The organism is Variovorax sp. M-6 (assembly GCF_052114385.1).
Lineage (GTDB): Bacteria > Pseudomonadota > Gammaproteobacteria > Burkholderiales > Burkholderiaceae_C > Variovorax.
The window spans coordinates 137711-153360 of sequence record NZ_JBFREQ010000014.1 but is presented as its reverse complement, the minus strand read 5'-3'; the positions used below and the strand labels follow the sequence as shown (position 1 = coordinate 153360).

At 67.2% G+C, this 15650-nt stretch carries 13 protein-coding genes; 11 read left to right on the top strand and 2 right to left on the bottom strand.

Annotation, left to right across the window (positions count from 1 at the left end; all coding sequences use genetic code 11):
* The first annotated feature begins 54 nt into the window (after window positions 1–54).
* The 7 genes from AB4Z46_RS17660 to AB4Z46_RS17630 all read left to right on the top strand — a co-directional run bounded on the left by AB4Z46_RS17660 (window position 55) and on the right by AB4Z46_RS17630 (window position 8322).
* Complete coding sequence (locus AB4Z46_RS17660; RefSeq protein WP_442284815.1) at window positions 55–1323, top strand: porin; 1269 nt, start codon at window positions 55–57, stop codon at window positions 1321–1323.
* 163 nt (window positions 1324–1486) lie between these two features.
* Complete coding sequence (locus tag AB4Z46_RS17655) at window positions 1487–2467, top strand: ABC transporter permease (protein ID WP_442284814.1); 981 nt, start codon at window positions 1487–1489, stop codon at window positions 2465–2467.
* 19 nt (window positions 2468–2486) lie between these two features.
* Window positions 2487–3743, top strand: coding sequence for a M20 aminoacylase family protein (locus AB4Z46_RS17650; protein ID WP_442284813.1), 1257 nt, complete (start codon window positions 2487–2489; stop codon window positions 3741–3743).
* A gap of 27 nt (window positions 3744–3770) precedes the next feature.
* Window positions 3771–5354, top strand: a complete 1584-nt coding sequence (locus tag AB4Z46_RS17645; protein WP_442284812.1) for an ABC transporter substrate-binding protein — start codon at window positions 3771–3773, stop codon at window positions 5352–5354.
* 58 nt (window positions 5355–5412) lie between these two features.
* Entirely contained in the window at window positions 5413–6324 is a 912-nt protein-coding gene (locus AB4Z46_RS17640; protein WP_442284811.1) for an ABC transporter permease, read from the top strand.
* 16 nt (window positions 6325–6340) lie between these two features.
* Window positions 6341–7333, top strand: coding sequence for an ABC transporter ATP-binding protein (locus tag AB4Z46_RS17635; protein WP_442284810.1), 993 nt, complete (start codon window positions 6341–6343; stop codon window positions 7331–7333).
* Window positions 7330–8322 (top strand): ABC transporter ATP-binding protein, encoded by a 993-nt coding sequence (locus AB4Z46_RS17630; RefSeq protein ID WP_442284809.1) that lies wholly within the window; start codon window positions 7330–7332, stop codon window positions 8320–8322. The genes AB4Z46_RS17635 and AB4Z46_RS17630 overlap by 4 nt, the downstream gene beginning before the upstream one ends.
* 141 nt (window positions 8323–8463) lie before the next feature.
* On the opposite strand, the gene zwf is transcribed toward AB4Z46_RS17630, so the two are convergent.
* Window positions 8464–9933, bottom strand: coding sequence for a glucose-6-phosphate dehydrogenase (gene zwf / locus AB4Z46_RS17625; protein ID WP_442284808.1), 1470 nt, complete (start codon window positions 9931–9933; stop codon window positions 8464–8466).
* A 139-nt stretch (window positions 9934–10072) separates the two neighbouring features.
* Here zwf and AB4Z46_RS17620 point away from each other — a divergent pair, with 139 nt between their 5' ends.
* Genes AB4Z46_RS17620 through AB4Z46_RS17605 form a run of 4 tightly spaced genes read left to right on the top strand, consistent with a single transcriptional unit; the run spans window position 10073 to window position 15031 of the window.
* Window positions 10073–11092 carry an ABC transporter substrate-binding protein gene (locus AB4Z46_RS17620; RefSeq protein WP_442284807.1) on the top strand — a complete coding sequence of 340 codons (1020 nt, stop codon included), beginning with the start codon at window positions 10073–10075 and terminating at the stop codon, window positions 11090–11092.
* Window positions 11093–11098: 6 nt separating this feature from the next.
* Window positions 11099–13309: an ABC transporter permease gene (locus AB4Z46_RS17615; RefSeq protein ID WP_442284806.1), complete on the top strand. Its 2211-nt coding sequence runs from the start codon at window positions 11099–11101 to the stop codon at window positions 13307–13309.
* Window positions 13310–13325: 16 nt separating this feature from the next.
* On the top strand, window positions 13326–14372 hold the full coding sequence (locus AB4Z46_RS17610) for an ABC transporter ATP-binding protein (RefSeq protein WP_442284805.1): 1047 nt from the start codon (window positions 13326–13328) through the stop codon (window positions 14370–14372).
* Window positions 14369–15031: an HAD family hydrolase gene (locus AB4Z46_RS17605; RefSeq protein ID WP_442284804.1), complete on the top strand. Its 663-nt coding sequence runs from the start codon at window positions 14369–14371 to the stop codon at window positions 15029–15031. The genes AB4Z46_RS17610 and AB4Z46_RS17605 overlap by 4 nt, the downstream gene beginning before the upstream one ends.
* On the opposite strand, the gene AB4Z46_RS17600 is transcribed toward AB4Z46_RS17605, so the two are convergent.
* Window positions 14977–15645, bottom strand: coding sequence for a lipocalin family protein (locus AB4Z46_RS17600; RefSeq protein WP_442284803.1), 669 nt, complete (start codon window positions 15643–15645; stop codon window positions 14977–14979). The genes AB4Z46_RS17605 and AB4Z46_RS17600 overlap by 55 nt on opposite strands.
* Window positions 15646–15650 lie beyond the last annotated feature (5 nt).

Genomic DNA, 15650 nt, shown 5'->3' with positions numbered 1-15650 from the left:
TCACGGTGAGCCCTTCGCACCGGAGCCCTATGTTTAACCTTGGAGAAACTTGCAATGAAAAAATCTCTAGTTGCCCTGGCTGCTCTGGCTGTTGCCGGTGTTGCCTCGGCTCAGTCGTCCGTCACCCTGTTCGGTGTGGTTGACGCTGCGATCAGCGGCTACTCGAACAAGACCGACGCCACCCTGCAGGTGGGCACGATCAATGGCGTGCCGATCTTCGGCACCCAGAGCATCACGACCAGCAAGACTGCGCTGACCAGCTCGGGCTACAACTCCAGCCGTCTGGGCTTCCGTGGTACGGAAGACCTCGGTGGTGGCCTGGCTGCCAGCTTCTGGCTCGAAGCCGGCATCAACAACGACGACGGCACCGGCACGGCTACCGGCGGTGGTCTGCAATTCAACCGTCGTTCGACCGTCAGCCTGTCCGGCAACTTCGGTGAAGTCCGCCTCGGTCGCGACTACACCCCGACGTTCTGGAACGACACCGTGTTCGATCCGTTCGGCACCAACGGCGTGGGTACCAACCTGATCTCGACCGCCAATGGTTACAGCAGCGCCGGCGCCGCCAGCAGCGGTTTCACGGCCAACAACCAGTACAGCCGCGCCAGCAACTCGGTCGGCTACTTCCTGCCGCCGAACCTGGGTGGTTTCTACGGTCAGGTCATGTACGCCTTCAACGAGAAGACGACCTTCGATCCGGGTGCTTTGACGACGACTCCGGTCCCCGCCATCAACGGTCGTGCCGGCCGCTATGTCGGTGGTCGCGTTGGCTACGCCAATGGCCCGCTCGATGTCGCAGCTGCTTACGGTGTGTCCACCGTGGCCAGCAACTTCTTCGTCGGCAACACGCAAAACCTCGATACGTTCAACCTCGGTGCTTCGTACGACTTCGGCGTTGTGAAGCTGTTCGGTGAGTACTCGAACGCGAAGATCAAGCTGGACCAGTCGGCTCCGCTGACGATCAACGGCGTGTTCGGCGTGTCTGAGCCCAGCGCACAAGGTTGGCTGCTCGGCGCGACCGTGCCGGTCGGTCCTGGCCTGATCCGCTTTGCCTACTCGGCTGTCAAGTACAAGGACACCCTGGGCGCGCGCAACCAGTTCTTCCAGGTGTTCCCGGACCCGAAGGCTGACAAGTTCGCTCTCGGCTACGTGCACAACCTGTCGAAGCGCACGGCTCTGTACGCAACGGTGGCTCGCATCAACAACAAGGACGGCGCTGACCTGACGATGGGTGGCAGCCCGGCCTTCTACACGGCCACGAACGTTCCGACGACCCCGAAGAACTCGACCGGTTACGACCTCGGTATCCGTCACGCTTTCTGATTTGACGCTGGCGTAAGCCAGCATCAATGGGAAGTCTTGAAAGCCACTCGACGAAAGTCGAGTGGCTTTTTTCATTTCGGCAATGCACAGCCGCACCCCCGGGGAACCCCCGCCCGGGCACGCAGATTGCTCTGCTAGCATCGTTGAACACTTCGTCTGCTGAATGATTGCTTTCGTACTGCGCCGCCTGATTCAGGCCGTGATCGTCATGGTCGCGGTTGCCTTCTTCGCCTTCCTGCTTTTCCAGTACGTGGGCGACCCCGTTGTTTTCCTGCTGGGGCAGGACGCAAAGCCCGAACAGATCCGCGAGCTTCGCGCCGCGTTGGGGCTCGACAAGCCCTTCTTCGTTCAGTTCTGGCACTTTCTGGTCAATGCCGCACAAGGCGAATTCGGCCTCAGCCTGCGTCAGGGCGCCAAGGTCTCGCGCCTGATCGGCGAACGCTTCCCGGCGACGCTGGAGCTGTCGCTGGTCGCCGCCGTCCTGGCTCTTGCGATCGGCATTCCGATGGGCGTCTACACCGCACTCCGGCGCGGCAGCTTCATGAGCCAGGTCTTCATGACGCTTTCGTTGCTCGGTGTCTCGCTGCCGACCTTTCTGATCGGCATCCTGATGATCCTGGTGTTCGCCGTGCACCTGGGCTGGTTTCCGAGCTTCGGTCGCGGCGAGACGGTGCAACTGGGCTGGTGGAGCACCGGCCTGCTGAAGTCCGATGGCTGGATGCACATCGTGATGCCGGCGGTCACGCTGGCGATCTTCCAGCTCACGCTGATCATGCGGCTGGTGCGCGCCGAAATGCTCGAGGTGCTGCGCGCCGACTACATCAAGTTCGCGCGTGCGCGCGGCTTGTCGGACCGCGCGATCCACTTCGGCCACGCGCTCAAGAACACGCTGGTGCCGGTGATGACCATCACCGGCCTGCAGCTGGGCGGGCTGATCGCCTTCTCGATCATCACCGAGTCGGTCTTCCAATGGCCGGGCATGGGGCTCTTGTTCATCCAGGCCGTGACCTTCGCCGACATCCCGGTGATGGCCGCCTACCTGTGCCTGATCGCATTGATCTTCGTGATCATCAATCTCGTGGTCGACTTGCTCTACTTCGTGGTCGACCCCCGGTTGCGGATCGGCAACGCGGGAGGTCACTAGATGTGCAGAGAATTTCGAAATGACTGAATCCCGACTCCAGGCGGCCGGCAGGCCTTTCGCGCACATCGCGCGCTTCTATCCGGAGCTGACCGCTTTCCGGCGCGACCTGCATGCGCATCCCGAGCTCGGCTTCGAGGAGATCTACACCGCGGGCCGTGTCCACGAGGCCCTGAAGGCCTGCGGCGTGGACGAGATCCACACAGGCATCGGCAAGACCGGCCTGGTCGGCGTGATCCGCGGCAGCTCCACGGCCAGCGGCCGCATGATCGGCCTCAGGGCCGACATGGATGCCCTGCCGATGTGCGAGGACAACGACTTCGAATGGCGCTCGGCGAAGCACGGCCTGATGCACGGCTGCGGGCATGACGGCCACACCGCGATGCTGGTCGGTGCCGCGCGCTACCTGGCCGAGACCCGCAGCTTCGACGGCACCGCGGTGCTCATCTTCCAGCCCGGCGAGGAGGGCTTCGCCGGTGCCCGCGTGATGATCGAGGATGGTCTGTTCGACCGCTTCCCGGTCGACTCGGTCTACGCCATGCACAACTGGCCCGGCATGCCGGCCGGCACGGTCGGCATCAATCGCGGCGCGATGATGGCGGCCGCCGATCGCATCACGATCGAGGTCGAGGGCAAGGGCGGCCATGGCGCGCATGCCTACCTGACGGTCGATCCGGTGGTGGTCTCGGCCCACATCATCACGGCGGTGCAGAGCATCGTGTCGCGCAACGTGCGGCCGATCGACGCTGCGGTCGTCAGCATCTGCGCCGTGCAGGCCGGCGACCTCGGGGCGATGAGCGTGGTGCCGGGCAAGGCGACGCTGGTCGGGACGGTGCGCACTTTCAGCTCCCGCGTGCAGGAGCAGGTCGAGCGCCGGCTGGCGGAACTGTGCAGCGCGGTGGCCGCGGGCTTCGGCGCCACGGCCCAGGTGAAGTTCGAGCGCATCTATCCGGCCACCATCAACACCGCGCCCGAAGCCGTGTTCGCGGGCGACGTCGCGCAGTCCCTGGTGGGCGCGCACAACGTCGAGCGCAACATGGAGCCGAGCATGGGCGCCGAGGACTTCTCCTTCATGCTGCAGAAAAAGGCCGGCGCCTATCTGCGCATCGGCCAGGACGCCCGGGGCGGCGCCTTCCTGCACAACAGCAAATACGATTTCAACGACGAGATCCTGCCGTTGGGTGCCGCCTTGCACGCGGGCCTGGTCGAGCAGGGCATGCCGCTGGCCGCCAAGGCCGGCAAAACAGAAACCAGGACCGTCTCGTCGACGGCATCCTGAGTCTTTTCAACCCGAGGAGTGCTTCTCATGAGTCTGAAGAAAAATACGGTCGCCGGCGCGATCCTGGCCTTGCTGGCGACCGCGAGCCTGATGGCCGGCGCACAAACCATCCGGATCGCCAACCAGGGCGATGCACTGTCGCTCGACCCGCACTCGCTCAACGAATCGCTGCAGCTCAGCGTGACCGCCAACGTCTACGAGACGCTGACCGGGCGCAACAAGGACCTCAGTCTGGCGCCGCTGCTGGCGACGAGCTGGAAGCAGACCTCGCCGAACGTGTGGCGCTTCGAACTGCGCAAGGGCGTCCAGTTCCACGACGGCACGCCGTTCACGGCCGACGACGTGGTCTTCAGCTTCGCACGCGCCAAGGGCGACGGCTCCGACATGAAGGCCACGCTGAGCGACATCAAGGAAGTGCGCAAGGTCGACAGCCATACGGTCGAGATCGAGACCGCCGGCGCGTTCCCGATCCTGCCCGACGTGATCTCCCTGACCATGATCATGAGCAAGAAGTGGTGCGAGGAGAACGGCGCCGCCAAGCCGGTCGACAAGCGAAAGGGCGTCGAGAACACGGCCTCGTTCAAGGCCAATGGCACCGGGCCGTTCCGCGTGCGCGAACGCCAGCCCGACGTTCGCACGGTGTTCACCCGCAACGCCACCTACTGGGGCAAGATCGAAGGCAACGCGCAGGAAGTCATCTTCACGCCCATTTCCAATCCCGCGACCCGCGTCGCTGCCCTGGTGTCCGGCCAGGTCGACGTGATGGAACCGGTGCCGGTGCAGGACATCGCGCGCATCACGGCGAGCCCGAACGCACGCGTGATCACCGGCCCCGAACTGCGCACGATCTTCCTGGGCATGGACCAGAAGCGCGACGAACTGCAGTACTCCAGCGTCAAGGGCAAGAACCCGTTCAAGGACAAGCGCGTGCGCCAGGCCTTCTACCAGGCCATCGACATCGTCGGCATCCAGAAGACCGTGATGCGCGGCGCCTCGCGTCCCACGGCGCTGCTGGTGGGCCCCGGCGTCAACGGCTGGACCGCCGAGCAGGACAAGCGCCTGCCCTACGACGTCGACGCCGCCAAGAAACTGCTGACCGACGCCGGCTACCCGAACGGCTTCGAGGTCACGATGAACTGTCCGAACGACCGCTACGTGAACGACGGCCAGATCTGCCAGAGCATCGCGTCGAACCTGGCCAAGATCGGCGTCAAGATCAATCTCGCGACCGAGACCAAAGGCACCTACTTCCCGAAGATCCTGCGCCGCGACACCAGCTTCTACATGCTGGGCTGGACCCCGACCACCTACGACGCGCACAACGCGCTGTCCTCGCTGACCGCGTGCCCGGACGACAAGGGCACCGGGCAGTTCAATCTGGGCGCCTACTGCAATCCCAAGCTCGACGAGCTGACCAAGAAGATCCAGTCCGAGAGCGACAAGGGCAAGCGCAACGAACTGATCAAGGAAGCCTTCGCGATCCATGCCGACGACGTCGGCCACCTGCCGCTGCACCAGCAGTCGCTGGCCTGGGGCGTGAGCAAGAAGGTCGAGCTGACCCAGCTGGCCGACAACTTCATGTACTTCAAGTGGATGAGCATCAAGCCTTGAGCCTGGCGTCTGCCTGACCGGGGGCCCGCGTCAGCGGGTCCCTTCTTTCCGCTCCTCGATGAAAAAAACTCTAGCCCGCTGGCTCGACAGCGATGTCGGACACAGTTTCCGCAGTTCGCCGGTCGCAATGCTGGCCGCTGCGATCGCTTTCGCCTGTCTGTTCGCTGCGGTGTTCGCCGGCTGGGTGACGCCGCACAATCCCTTCGATCTCGCGGTCCTCGAGCTCGGTGACGCGCGCCTGCCGCCGGCCTGGAGCGCGGAGGGTACTTCCAAATACCTGCTCGGCACCGACGACCAGGGCCGCGACATTCTTTCGGCCGTGATCTACGGCGCACGCATCTCGCTCATCTTCGGCCTGGTGTCGGTGGTGCTCTCGGTCGTGGTCGGCGTGCTGCTCGGACTGCTGGCCGGCTTCTGGGGCGGCTGGCTCGATGCCTTCCTGATGCGCGTGTGCGACGTCATGCTGTCGTTTCCGCCGATCCTCATCGCCTTGCTGATGGCCGGCGTCGGTCGCGCGCTGTTTCCCGACGCGCCGACCTCGGTGGCCTTCGGCGTGCTGATCGTCGCGATCTCGATGACCGGCTGGGTGCAGTACGCGCGCACCGTGCGCGGCTCGACGCTGGTCGAGCGCAGCAAGGAATACGTGCAGGCGGCGCGCGTGACCGGTGTCTCGCCCTGGCGCATCATGGTGCGCCACGTGCTGCCGAACGTGATGGGTCCGGTGATGGTGCTGGCGACGATCCAGGTCGCGACCGCGATCATCACCGAAGCCACGCTGTCCTTCCTGGGGGTCGGCGTGCCGCCGACCTCGCCGTCGCTGGGCACGCTCATCCGCGTCGGCAACGACTACCTGTTCTCGGGCGAATGGTGGATCACGGTGTTTCCGGGCGCGATGCTGGTGCTCATCGCACTCAGCGTGAACCTGCTCGGCGACTGGCTGCGCGACGCATTGAACCCCCGGCTGCGCTGAAGGTGGGGCACCGCACATGAGTCTTTTGCAAGTCAAGAACCTGGTTGTCGAATTCCCGCACCGCCGCGGCACCCTGCGTGCGCTCGATGACATCTCCTTCGAGATCGCTCCGGGCGAGATCCTCGGCGTGGTGGGCGAGTCGGGCGCGGGCAAGTCGCTCACCGGCGCGGCCATCATCGGCCTGCTCGAGCCGCCGGGCCGCGTGGCGGCGGGCGAGATCCTGCTCGAAGGCCAGCGCATCGACAACCTGGGCCACGAGGCAATGCGCCACATCCGCGGGCGCAAGATCGGCGCGATCTTCCAGGACCCGCTGACATCGCTGAACCCGCTGTACACGATCGGCCGGCAGCTGATCGAAACCATCCGCACGCACCTGCCGGTGAGCGAGGACGAGGCGCGGCGGCGCGCCATCAGCCTCTTGCAGGACACCGGCATTCCGGCGGCGGCCCAGCGCATCGACCACTACCCGCACCAGTTCTCGGGCGGCATGCGCCAGCGCGTGGTGATCGCCCTGGCGCTGGCGGCCGAGCCCAAGCTGATCGTCGCCGACGAGCCGACCACGGCGCTCGACGTCTCGATCCAGGCCCAGATCATCCAGCTGCTCAAGGGCATCTGCAAGGAGCGCGGCGCCGCCGTGATGCTGATCACGCACGACATGGGCGTGATCGCCGAGACCTGCGACCGCGTGGCCGTGATGTATGCGGGCCGGGTGGCCGAGATCGGACCGGTGCACGAAGTGATCCATCAGCCCGCCCATCCCTACACCTCGGGCCTGATGGCCGCCATCCCTGACATGTCGATGGACCGCGAACGGCTGAACCAGATCGACGGCGCGATGCCGCGCCTCAATGCGATCCCGCGCGGCTGCGCCTACAACCCGCGCTGCCCGCGCGTGTTCGACCATTGCCTGGTGGAGCGTCCCGACCTGTTCAACGCCGGCGCGACCCGCGCGGCCTGCTGGCTGCACGAGGCGCACAGCGCCTCGCCTGCTTACGGAGGTGCACCATGACGGCATTGGTGCAGGCCTACGACCTGGCCAAGAGCTTCGATGTCTCGCCGCCCTGGCTCAACCGGGTGCTCGAGCGCAAGCCGCGGGTGCTGCTGAAGGCGGTCGACGGCGTGAGCTTCTCGATCGAGCGCGGCAAGACGCTGGCGCTGGTCGGCGAGTCGGGCTGCGGCAAGAGCACGGTGGCGCGGCTGCTGGTCGGCCTGTACGAGCCCAGCCGCGGCGGCATGAAGTTCGATGGCCAGGACGCGCATGCGGCCTTCAAGGCCGCCGAGGGGCGAGTGCTGCGCCGGCGCATCCAGATGATCTTCCAGGATCCCTATGCGAGCCTCAATCCGCGCTGGATCGTCGAGGACATCGTCGGCGAGCCGCTGCGCGAGCACGGCCTCCTGAAGGAGGGGCCGGCGCTCAAGGCGCGCGTGGGCGAACTGCTGAAGTCGGTCGGCCTGAGCCCGCTCGACATGGTGAAGTACCCGCACCAGTTCTCGGGCGGCCAGCGGCAGCGGATCTCGATCGCGCGGGCGCTGGCGACCCAGCCCGAGTTCCTGGTCTGCGACGAGCCGACCTCGGCGCTCGACGTCAGCGTGCAGGCGCAGGTGCTCAACATCATGAAGGACCTGCAGCGCGAGCAGGGTCTGACTTATCTCTTCATCTCGCACAACCTCGCCGTGGTGCGGCATGTGGCCGACCAGGTCGGCGTGATGTACCTGGGGCGGCTGGTCGAGGTGGCGGACAAGCAGCAGCTCTTCGCCTCGCCGCAGCATCCCTATACGCGGATGCTGCTCGATGCGATCCCGCAGATGAAGCACACCGGCCGCCGGCGCACGCCCGTGCAGGGCGAGGTGCCGAACCCGTTGAACCCGCCCACCGGCTGCACCTTCCATCCGCGCTGCCCTTTGGCCAACGAGCGTTGCAGGACCGAGCGGCCGCCGCTTCAGATGCTGCGCGGCGTGCAGGTCGCCTGCCACGCCGTCGAAGAAGGAAGGGACTGAGCGGGCGGCACGCCGCGCCGTGGCCTGCGAAGCAAGGCCCCTTCGTGAAACACCGCGGAACCGGCTTCGCCGGGCCGCTGGTGTTGCCCCCGGTAGGGGGTGGGCGCCCTGACACGAAGTGCAGGGCAACCTGGGGGCGAGCTACTGTTCTTCGCCCCAGGCGTAGCCGTCCCTGGCGATCATTGCGCTGGAGGCGCTGGGTCCCCAGGTGCCAGCCGCATACGGCCGTGGCGCGCCATCCGAAGCCCAGCTGTCGATCAGCGGCTCGACCCAGCGCCAGGCCTCTTCCTGCTCGTCGCTGCGCACGAACAGGTTCAGCCGGCCGTCGATGACGTCGAGCAGCAGCCGCTCGTAGGCGCCCACGCGCTCGGTGCCGAAGCGCTTGTCGAAGTCGAGGTCGAGCTGCACCGGTGCGAGCTGCGGACCGGCATGCCGGTTGCCGTTGCGCTGGCGATTGTCCTGGGCCTGGGCCAGCATGTGCAACTCGAGCCCGTCCTTGGGCTGCAGGTTGATCACCAGCTTGTTGACCGCGTTCGTGGGGGCGCGGTAGATCGCGTGCGGCGTCTCGCGGAAGTTGACCTCGATGCGCGCATCGCGCGAGGCCAGCCGCTTGCCGGTGCGGATGTAGAGCGGCACGCCGGCCCAGCGCCAGTTGGCGATCTCGGTGCGCAGCGCGACGAAGGTCTCGGTGCGGCTCTCGGGGTCGACGCCGGGCTCGTCGCGGTAGCCGGGCACCCGTTCGCCGTAGGCCGTGCCGGCCACGTACTGGCCGCGGATCGCGTGCAGCCCGATCGACTCGGCGGTCCACGGCTTCAGCGCCCGCAGCACCTTGAGCTTCTCGTCGCGGATCGCGTCGGCGTGGGCGTTGATCGGTGGTTCCATGCCGATCGCGCAGACCAGCTGCAGCGCATGGTTCTGCACCATGTCGCGCAGGGCGCCGGTCTGGTCGTAGAAGGCGCCGCGCTTCTCGACCCCGAGGTCTTCGGCGATCGTGATCTGGACGTTGGCGATGTACTCGCGGCGCCAGATCGGCTCGAACAGCGCATTGCCGAAACGCATCGCGAACAGGTTCTGCACCGAGGGCTTGCCGAGGTAGTGGTCGATGCGGAACACCTGCTGCTCGGACAGCACCTCGCGCACCGCCTTGTTGATTGCGCGGTTCGACGCCAGGTCATGGCCCAGCGGCTTCTCGAGCACCAGCCGGGTCTGCGGGCCGTTGAGTCCGGCGGCGGCGATCTGCTCGACCACCTGCGAGAAGAGCCCCGGCGCGGTGGCCAGGTACATCACGACCGTGCCCGCATTGCGCGCCTTGAGCAGTTCGGCAAGCCGGCCGTAGTCCTCGGGTTTCGACAGGTCCATGCGCAGGAAGTACAGCATCGAGGCGAACTTCTTGAACTCCTCGGGCGTCGGCCGCTTGGCGCCCTCGACCGCGGCGAAGCGCGACTGGATCAGCTCGCGGTAGGCATCGTCGGTGAGGTCGTCGCGCGCCACGCCGATGATGCGTCCGCCCTCGGGCAGGCTGCCGTGGCGGAAGGCCTGGAACAGGGCCGGCATCAGCTTGCGCCAAGCGAGGTCGCCAGTGCCGCCAAAGAGGACGAGGTCGAAACTCATGGATACATCCGTGTGGTTGGGGGAGAGCCGAGCATGAAGCTTGCCAGCGAATGGTACTTGTACCGATCCGGCAGCGACGCGTACGCGCTAAGCTGAAATGTGGCCCGGGGGGCCTTTTTTGTTCCTGAACGAGGTGCTGATGAAGAAACTTTTCGCCATGACGACCATGGCTGCGCTGCTGGGCGCTTCGGGTGCCGTGTCGGCCCAGACCGTCAACGTCATCTGCTCGGTGCAGGCCGAGTGGTGCAACATGATCGCCACGGTGTATGCGCGCACCACGGGCGTCAAGCTCAACATGGCGCTCAAGGGCTCGGGCGAGGCGCTGGCGCAACTGATCGCCGAGCGGGACAACCCCAAGACCGACGTCTGGTTCGGCGGCACCGGCGACCCGCACCTGCAAGCCGCCGAATCGGGCCTGACGCTCGAGTACAAGTCGCCCAGCCTGCCGCAGCTCTACCCATGGGCCCAGCAGCAGGCCCAGCAGTCGGGCTACAAGACGGTCGGCATCTACTCCGGCCCGCTGGGCTTCGGCTACAACACCGAGCTGCTGGCGAAGAAGAAGCTGGCCGTGCCGCGCAGTTGGGCCGACCTGTTGAAGCCCGAGTACAAGGGCGACATCCAGGTGGCGAATCCGGCCTCCAGCGGCACCGCCTACACCATGATCGCGACGCTGGTGCAATTGATGGGCGAGGACAAGGCCTTCGACTATCTCAAGGGGCTGCACCGCAACGTCGGCCAGTACACGCGCTCGGGCACCGGCCCGATCAAGGCGGTGGCGCGCGGCGAGACCGCGGTGTCGATCAGCTTCGTCCACGATGCGCCGCAGGAAAGGATGCAGGGCTTTCCTGTGGAGACGGTGACGCCGTCCGAAGGCACCGGGGCCGAGATCGGATCGATGAGCATCGTGAAGGGCGCGCGCAACCTGGCCGAGGCCAAGAAGTTCTATGAATGGGCGCTGACGCCGCAGGCCCAGACCTTCGGCGCCGCGGCCAAGCAGTTCCAGCTGCCGTCGAACAAGGCGACCCCGGTCGACACCAACGTACCGGACTTCAAGAAGATCAAGATGATCGACTACGACTACGCCAAGTACGGCGCCAGTGCCGAACGCAAGCGGCTGATCGCTCGCTGGGAGAAGGACGTCAACTCGCTGCCGCGCTGAGGTTGCATGCAGTCGCGCCATCCCAACGCCCCGGTCTGGACCTGCATCGCGGCGGGGCTGCTGGGCTATCTTGCGCTGCCCTGGTATGCGATCCAGGACACCGGCTGGTACGAAGCGATCCCGCAGGTCTTCGGGTCCGCCGAGGGCGCCAATGGCGTGATGCAGGCGCTGCTGCAGGGTCGCAGCTGGCTCTGGATCGGTCTCGTCGGCCTCGGGATCTGTGCCCTCGGCGGCCTGTTGCAGGCCGGACGCACCCAGGGCCGGCTGCTGCTCGTGGGCGGCGCCGTGGGGGCCATCGGACTCTCTCTCAGCGGCTTCCTGATCGGCGCCCGCGGCTGGAGCCTTCCCTTCCTCAACGCGCAACTCGGCGAGCTGCCGGTCAACCAGTTCGGCATCGGCGCGGGCGGTTTCATCGCGCTCTCGGCGCTGATCCTGCTGGCCGCCTTCGGGTTGGCGCGGCTGGGCTTCTTCAAGGGCGACCTGTTCGTGTCGGGTGCGGTGATCGGCTGCGGCGTGCTGATGGCGCTGTTCATTGCCTACCCCGTAAGCAAGGCGCTGGGCGGCGCCTTCCTCGACGAGGACGGCCGCGCGTCCGTGGCGGCCTTCCTGGCGCGCATCGGCACCGAGCGCGTCTGGGGCCTGGGCTGCCTGGCGGGCGGCGTGCGCTGCGGCGTGGCCTGGAACACGCTGGTGCTGGCCCTGCTCACCGCCGCCGGCACCACCTTCCTCGGCACCCTGATGGCGTTGATGGCGGAGCGCGGCAGCCGCCGCTGGCAGGGACCGCTGCGGATCCTGGCGCTGCTGCCGATCATCACGCCGCCGTTCGTGGTCGGGCTCGGCCTGATCCTGCTGTTCGGGCGCGCCGGCGTCGTCAACCAGCTGCTGGAGAGCGCCTTCGGCATCGAACCGACGCGCTGGTTCTACGGCATGCCGGGCGTGCTGGTGGCGCAGCTCTTCGCCTTCACGCCGATCGCATTCATGATCATGCGCGGGGTGGTGCAGGGCGTCTCGCCCAGCCTCGAGGAAGCCGCGCAGATGCTGCGCGCCGACCGGCGCCGCACCTTCTTCACGGTCACGCTGCCGCTGATCAAGCCGGGGCTCGCGAATGCCTTCCTGGTCGGCTTCATCGAGAGCATCGCGGACTTCGGCAACCCGGTGGTGGTGGGCGGCCAGTTCTCGGTGCTGTCGACCGACATCTTCTTCGCCATCGTCGGCGCGCAGTACGACCAGGGCCGCGCCGCCTCGCTGGCCTGGGTGCTGACGATCTTCGCGCTCGGCGTCTTCGCGCTCCAGCGCGCGGTGCTCGGCAAGCAGAGCTACACCACGGTCAGCGGCAAGGGCGACGCCGGCATCGCGATGGCGCTGCCCGACGGCGTGCGGCGCACCATCTACTGCATCGCGCTGCCGTGGATCGCATTCACGGTGGTGGTCTACCTGTTCGCCTTCGCGGGCGGCTTCGTCCAGACCTGGGGCCGTGACTACACCTTCACGCTCAACCACTTCAAGACCGCGTTCGCGCTCGAATGGGGGCAGTTCGGGCTGGTGTGGGCGGGAACGGCCTGGAACTCGCTGATCACCACGGTCAAGCTGGCCGGCATCTCGGCCCCGTTGACCGCGGGACTCGGCCTGCTGATCGCCTGGCTGCTGGCGCGCAACGAGTTCAAGGGGCAGGGCGCCTTCGAGTTCGCGGCGCTGCTGGCCTTCGCGATTCCGGGCACCGTGCTGGGCGTGAGCTACATCCTGGCCTTCAACGTGCCGCCGCTGGAACTCACCGGCACCGGTCTCATCATCGTGCTGTGCTTCATGTTCCGGAACCTGCCGGTCGGCGTGCGTGCCGGCACGGCGGCCTTCAAGCAGCTCGACCGCTCGCTCGACGAGGCCTCGCTGATGCTGCGCGCCTCGACCTCGCAGACGCTGTTCAAGGTGGTGCTGCCGCTCCTGAAGCCGGCGCTGGTGGCCGCGCTGGTCTACAGTTTCGTGCGCGCGATGACCACGGTGAGCGCGGTGATCTTTCTGGTCACGGCCGAGAACGAACTGGCCACCACCTACATCATCGGCCGCGTCGGCAACGGCGACTATGGCGTCGCACTGGCCTACTGCACCGTGCTGATGATCCTGATGTCGGTCGCGATCGCGGCGGTGCAGATGCTGGTGGGCGAGCGCAAGCTGGGGCGACGCAGGGCGGGCGTGCCGAGCATTGCGGTGGCGGCGCACTGAAAACAAGGACAAGCACATGAGCGAAGGCATCGAACTGCGCAACGTCACCAAGCGCTACGGCAGCGACGCGCGCGCACCGCTGGCCGTCAAGGGCATCAGCTTCGAGGTCCCCGAAGGGACGCTGACCACCATCCTCGGGCCCTCGGGCTGCGGCAAGACGACCACGCTGCGCATGATCGCCGGGCTCGAGTCGCCGACCTCGGGCGCGATCCTGATGGGCGGCCGCGACGTCACCACGCTGGGGCCGGCCGAGCGCAACGTCAGCATGATGTTCCAGAGCTATGCCCTGTTCCCGCACATGAACGTGATCGAGAACGTGGGCTACGGCCTGAGGATGAGCGGCGTGCGCAAGGCCGAGGCCGCCGCGCGCGCCCGCGAGGCGCTCAGGGGCGTGGGCCTGGTCGACTTCGACGAGCGCCTGCCGAGCGAGCTGTCGGGCGGCCAGCAGCAGCGCGTGGCGCTGGCGCGCGCGCTGGTGCTCGAGCCGGCCGTGCTGCTGTTCGACGAGCCGCTCTCCAACCTCGACGCCCGGCTGCGGCGCGAAATGCGCGAGGAGATCCGCAGCCTGCAGCAGCGCCTGAGGTTGACCGTCGCCTACGTCACGCACGACCAGAGCGAGGCGCTTGCGGTCAGCGACCAGATCATCGTGATGGACCACGGCGTGATTGCGCAGCAGGGCACGCCCGAGCAGCTCTACGGCCACCCGTCGAGCGAATTCGTGGCCGGCTTCATGGGCGAGGCGATGGTGTTCCCGGCCCTCGCTCAGCCCGACGGCCGGGTCGAGCTGGGCCCCTTGACCCTGACGCCGCGCTACGACCTGCCGCCGGGCTTCGTCAAGGTCGCGGTGCGGCCCGAGGCCTGGCTGATCGGCGCCGCCATCGGCCTGCCCGCGACGCTGCGCAAGGCGGCCTACCTCGGCAGTTATTACGAATATGCTTTCGACACCGCGCTGGGCCCGGTGTTCGTGGTGTCGAGCGACCTCGCTCGACCCCTGGCCGCCGGCGCGCAGACCACCCTGTCCCTCGCCAGCCATGGCGTTTCCGTCGTACCCGTGACCGCATGAATGTCGTTTTCGATCTGGGAGCCGTGCTCCTGAGCTGGGAGCCCGTGGCCCTGGTTCAATCCCAACTGCCGCACCACGCCCCCACGGCGGAAGCCGCGCACGCGCTGGCGCGACAGATGTTCCACCACGAGGACTGGCTGGGCTTCGATCGCGGCACCCACAGCCTCGACGACGCCATCGGCCGCATGGCGCTGCGCCTCGCGCTGCCGGCCGACCGGCTCAGCGAGGTGCTGGCGCCGATGGGCGAGCGGCTCGAACCGATCGMGGTCACGGTGGAACTGCTGGCGGGGCTGCGGGCGCGCCGGGATGCTGGCGAGGACCTGCGGCTGTACTACCTGTCGAACATGCCCTCGCCCTATGCGCGCGTGCTGGAGTACCGCCATCCGTTCTTCCAGTGGTTCGACGGTGGCATCTTCTCGGGCGATGTGCGCATGATCAAGCCGCAGCGCGAGATCTACGAGCTGCTCGCGACGCGGTACCGGCTGGCGGCCCCGCAGACCATCTTCATCGACGACTCGCTGGCCAACGTGCTCGCGGCGCGGGAACTCGGCTGGCGGGCGATCCATTGCGAGCGGCCGAGCGCCTTGCCGGGGCAGCTCGCCGCCTACCTGCCGGTCAGTTCGACCTTGTCGACGTCGAAGCCCAGCGTGCGGGCGTAGTCGAGCTCGGCCTGGAGGGTGGCGTCGTCGAGCCGAGGCTCGCGCGAGAGCACCCACAGGTACTGGCGGTTCGGCGTGCCGACCAGCGCCACCTGGTAGTCGCGATCGAGCTTCAGGATCCAGTAGTCGCCCCACACCAGCGGCAGCCAGCCCAGCCACTCGGGCGCGAAGCGCACTTCGAATCGGCCGGCGCCGGGCTGGCCGGCGACCGGCACCACCCGCGCAGACCCCACGGCTTCGTCGAAACGGCCATCCGCCAGGATGCAGCGGTTGCGCACCTCGATGGTGCCGTCGGCGAGCGGGGTGTATTCGGCCGTCACGGGGCCGGTGCAGCGTGCCTGGAATCGGTTGGGCAGGCGTGCCTGCTCGTGCCACAGGCCGGCATAGCGCTTGAGATCGACCGGGGCGACCACCTGAAGCGGCGCGCGCATCAGTGGCGCGCCGTCTGCCGGGCCGGCGATCGTCCCGGCGCGCGCCGTGCGGGCACTGGACAGTGCCAGCAGCGTCAGGGCGCCACCGGCGCAAAAGGCCGCCGCCAGGGTACCGATCGAGGCGCTGCGGGCGCGATCGTCGAAAGCGGCGGGGGGTGGTGCACGGTGGGTGCGAAAAGGCATGGGAT

Coding starts and splice junctions, on each gene's coding strand:
- AB4Z46_RS17660 (WP_442284815.1), top strand. CDS start 55: ATGAAAAAATCTCTAGTTGCCCTGGCTGCTCTGGCTGTTGCCGGTGTT.
- AB4Z46_RS17655 (WP_442284814.1), top strand. CDS start 1,487: ATGATTGCTTTCGTACTGCGCCGCCTGATTCAGGCCGTGATCGTCATG.
- AB4Z46_RS17650 (WP_442284813.1), top strand. CDS start 2,487: ATGACTGAATCCCGACTCCAGGCGGCCGGCAGGCCTTTCGCGCACATC.
- AB4Z46_RS17645 (WP_442284812.1), top strand. CDS start 3,771: ATGAGTCTGAAGAAAAATACGGTCGCCGGCGCGATCCTGGCCTTGCTG.
- AB4Z46_RS17640 (WP_442284811.1), top strand. CDS start 5,413: ATGAAAAAAACTCTAGCCCGCTGGCTCGACAGCGATGTCGGACACAGT.
- AB4Z46_RS17635 (WP_442284810.1), top strand. CDS start 6,341: ATGAGTCTTTTGCAAGTCAAGAACCTGGTTGTCGAATTCCCGCACCGC.
- AB4Z46_RS17630 (WP_442284809.1), top strand. CDS start 7,330: ATGACGGCATTGGTGCAGGCCTACGACCTGGCCAAGAGCTTCGATGTC.
- zwf (WP_442284808.1), bottom strand. CDS start 9,933: ATGAGTTTCGACCTCGTCCTCTTTGGCGGCACTGGCGACCTCGCTTGG.
- AB4Z46_RS17620 (WP_442284807.1), top strand. CDS start 10,073: ATGAAGAAACTTTTCGCCATGACGACCATGGCTGCGCTGCTGGGCGCT.
- AB4Z46_RS17615 (WP_442284806.1), top strand. CDS start 11,099: ATGCAGTCGCGCCATCCCAACGCCCCGGTCTGGACCTGCATCGCGGCG.
- AB4Z46_RS17610 (WP_442284805.1), top strand. CDS start 13,326: ATGAGCGAAGGCATCGAACTGCGCAACGTCACCAAGCGCTACGGCAGC.
- AB4Z46_RS17600 (WP_442284803.1), bottom strand. CDS start 15,645: ATGCCTTTTCGCACCCACCGTGCACCACCCCCCGCCGCTTTCGACGAT.